This window comes from Vibrio sp. 10N.222.46.A1 (assembly GCF_041473595.1).
GTDB classification, from domain to species: Bacteria; Pseudomonadota; Gammaproteobacteria; order Enterobacterales; family Vibrionaceae; genus Vibrio; species Vibrio tasmaniensis_A.
The window spans coordinates 1-3,617 of sequence record NZ_JBFRSN010000376.1 but is presented as its reverse complement, the minus strand read 5'-3'; the positions used below and the strand labels follow the sequence as shown (position 1 = coordinate 3,617).

The window sequence follows — 3,617 nt, the reverse complement described above, 5'->3', positions numbered from 1 at the left end:
GAACAATAAACTACTGCTTGCTGTTTGATTTGTAATTAACTTTCGATAAATACAATGTTAATTATTAGATTATAATTAACACTTATAACTATATAAATTAAATTGATTGGGATTTTGTGAGGTTTTTAAATAACATTTAACAGTGATTATTCTAACCTGAGTTTTATTCGTGACTTTTATTAATATCTCATTAAAGACGTTGATGTTATATCTCTTACTTGGTTTTTTCTACATTAATGCAAGTCAAGTAGAATATAGATACAATCTACGTGGAGAATTAATCAATGAAAAAGCCGATAATGAATTTAACTATTATGCTGTTGATGCTCTTGGTAATCGTCTTAGTATAAGCAAAGTTGAGGTTTCTTCAAACCTTAATTCTATCACATTGACTGCTCCGGATAATTATTCGATAAAAAACTTGTCACATTCCATTACTTTTACTTGGTTACCAATTAAAGGCGCTTCCTATTACGATTTTTGGTTTGGTGATGAACCAGGAAAATTACGTCAATTTAAAACTGGTATCACAGCTACTTCACTAAAGTTGGATTTTTCTCATATTTCAGATAGCCATTCTAGATATTGGAACGTTGTCGCGCATGATGGAAAAGGCGCTAACTCCAAAAGTCCAATTTATACTTTTTCTGCACTAGATAGTGATCGAGACCAATTGCCCGATCACATCGAAGACAAGCTATGCATGTCTTCGCAAACCCCCGATTCTGATAATGATGGCCTTTTAGATAGTCAAGAAATGCGTTTTGGTGAATCAATAATTATGACCTCACTTCCTTGCTTACAAGATAGTGATTTTGATGGAATCGAAGACGCGTATGAAGTTGAAGCTGGCAGTGATCCTATGGTGGTTGATAGCTATCGAGGAGATAACTGGTCGCATTATGTTGATTGGATTGCGAAGAAACATGAGCAACAGCAACTGGAAGTTATATCCGAACGCAGATTGTTAGATGTAAGAAATACCAATGGTTATGCAATTTCTGGGTTTGCTCCAGGTAGTGAAGCGATGAGTATGACTTACTGGGTTAAACACGCTGAAAGTCAGGAACAACAGACAATGGGTAGTGACGATGATAGTGGTCGTCGGTTCTATTCCGGTATTGATCAAGAAAATAGTGTCACGTTCGGTGTTGGAAATAAATCTGTCACGTTAAGTAAAGTGAAGATTGAGGATGAGGATTGGACGCATGTCGCCTTGGTCTATTCAAGCTCTGTGGCAGAAATATATATTGATGGTCAACTAAAGCACACGATGAGATCTTTGGCATTTAAAGAAGCTAGCCAATATGCCCTTTGGATTGGTGCTCGTCATCACAAGCGAGCTTGGCAACCAGAAAGTGTTGAGGGGGTGATCGATAATCTTAGTGTTTGGAATGTAGCGCTATCACAACAAGATGTCGCAAAAAGCATGTTTAGTCTCGAAAGAGTGACAAGTAATAACTTACTTGGCTTTTACGACTTTAATGAAAGCCGCGGCGAATGGGTTAAAAATAGAGTAACGAATAAGTTTGACCTGAAGCTAGTGGCTGGAGCGAAGTTGAAGCTTGAAGAAAACTATATCGACTCAGATAGTGACGGTATACCTGATATATTCGAGAGTGCTCTGTGTAGTGATAGTCATAACTCCGACAGTGATGCGGATGGTATTCCTGACGGTGAAGAGTTAGGTATTGGCTCATCGCTAGATGTAACTTCAAACCCATGCAATGCCGACACTGACAACGATGGTATCGCTGATGGTTTTGAATATCACCACTCAATGAACCCAGCGAAGAACGATGCGCTGAAAAGTCATTTAGGTTCAAAGAACAGTTATTGGCAGAAGTATGTTTCTTACGTTGAAAAGAGAGACAGTGAGGTTCAGGTTATTGAAGAAGATAGGCACTTCGATGTAACAGGCAGCAATACTTATGCTATTTCTGGATTGTCGAATAATAAAGAAGACTTTTCCTTAATGTACTGGTTTAAACCTAAGGATAAATCCGAACAATATTCTGGATTTAACGGTAAAGGGTGGCACCAAACAAAATTAGGAATCGGTTTCAATAACACCATAAAAGGAATTATTAATACTTCCTTTTATCCTAGGAGATTTCAGCAAAATATCACTATTGATAATTGGCATCATTTTGCTTTCGTTTGGGATTCTAACACTTATACCACCCAAGTTTATTTAGATGGGAATTTAGCTTACTCGAGTCGTGTGCCAACTTGGTTTAATAGAAAAGAGATACTCGCGATATGGATCGGAGCATTGAATGATTCGAGTCAGCCGAAATATTTCATGAATGGCATTCTTGATAACGTGCAGATTTGGACTCAAGCCCTGGAGCAACATCAGGTTCGTCGTTACATGACCGAAGCACCTCAAGTAAACACTCAAGGGCTTGTTGCATCCTATGATTTTTCTAAATCGCGTGGTGATTGGGTAATTAATCAAGTGAGTGGTCGCTTTGATCTCAAGTTGACCGATGTTACTCGCTTAAAACCAGAGGACAAAGAGCGAGACAGTGATGGCGATGGCCTTTCTGATGCTTTTGAATTAGGGAAATGCTTGGACGTATATAACAGTGATAGTGATGAGGATGGAATTTTAGATAAAAATGAACTGACACCCTTGGCACCTTTAAAATCCACAGACCCTTGTATTAGCGATACCGATAACGATGGTATTGATGACAAATTTGAGCAAGACAATGGTATGGATCCAACAAAACATGACCTTGATGTTGTATTAAATGATAAAGAGATTGCCAACTGGGAAACCTATGCCGAAGAGAGTGTGCATCGCCTATTAGAGCAAGGCAAAAAAGTGCAACACTTAGATGGTGAGTTGAACCTGTCGAACAGTTTAGGTTATGCAGTTTCTGATATTCAACGAGAGAAGAACGATGACGAAACTACATTGATGTATTGGTTTAAACCAAACAAGCAAGGCCTAGATCAATTTAGTGGCGTACAAACTGATACTTATAAAGGCAGTTACATAGGTATTAGTGGAAATGATAAGCCGCTAGTTCGTTCAAATTCTCAAAAACTTCAATCAGATATTACGATCAAATCAGATCAATGGCTCCACTTGGCGATTGTTATCTCTCAAAGTACCCAAAAGTTTTTTGTTAACGGGCAATTAGAGCAGATTATTGATAAACGAAATGAGAATTTTGGGTCCTCTTATACACTTTGGTTTGGTGCGGTTAACTATAAAGGCTTGGATGTGAAACATCAAAATGGTCAAGTTGATGATATTCAGTTCTGGAATAAGGCTCTTGACCAAAGGGAAATAATTAATTATATGCGTCAGCGCCCTGATAGTACTAACGAAAACCTTGTCGCTTGGTACGACTTCTCAAATCATCTTGGAGCTTGGGTTAAAAATAGGGCAACTGGGAAATATGATCTGAAATTGGTGAAGGGTGCACATATCATTGAATCAGAGCAAACTTACGACACTGACAAAGATGGGTTAAGCGACGAGTTTGAAGCGACTTATTGTACTGATTCTGAGGTGCTAGACAGTGATGGTGACGGACTTAGCGATGGTTACGAACTCAATCAAGGTTTTCTTATCAATGGCCAAAAGTTCACCACTAATC

General features: G+C 38.4%; 1 protein-coding gene. It reads left to right on the top strand.

Annotated features, from left to right (window positions below; all coding sequences use genetic code 11):
• Positions 1-169 precede the first annotated feature (169 nt).
• The coding region (locus tag AB4496_RS11995) for a LamG-like jellyroll fold domain-containing protein (protein ID WP_372131032.1) at positions 170-3,617 on the top strand (3,448 nt) is incomplete at its 3' end.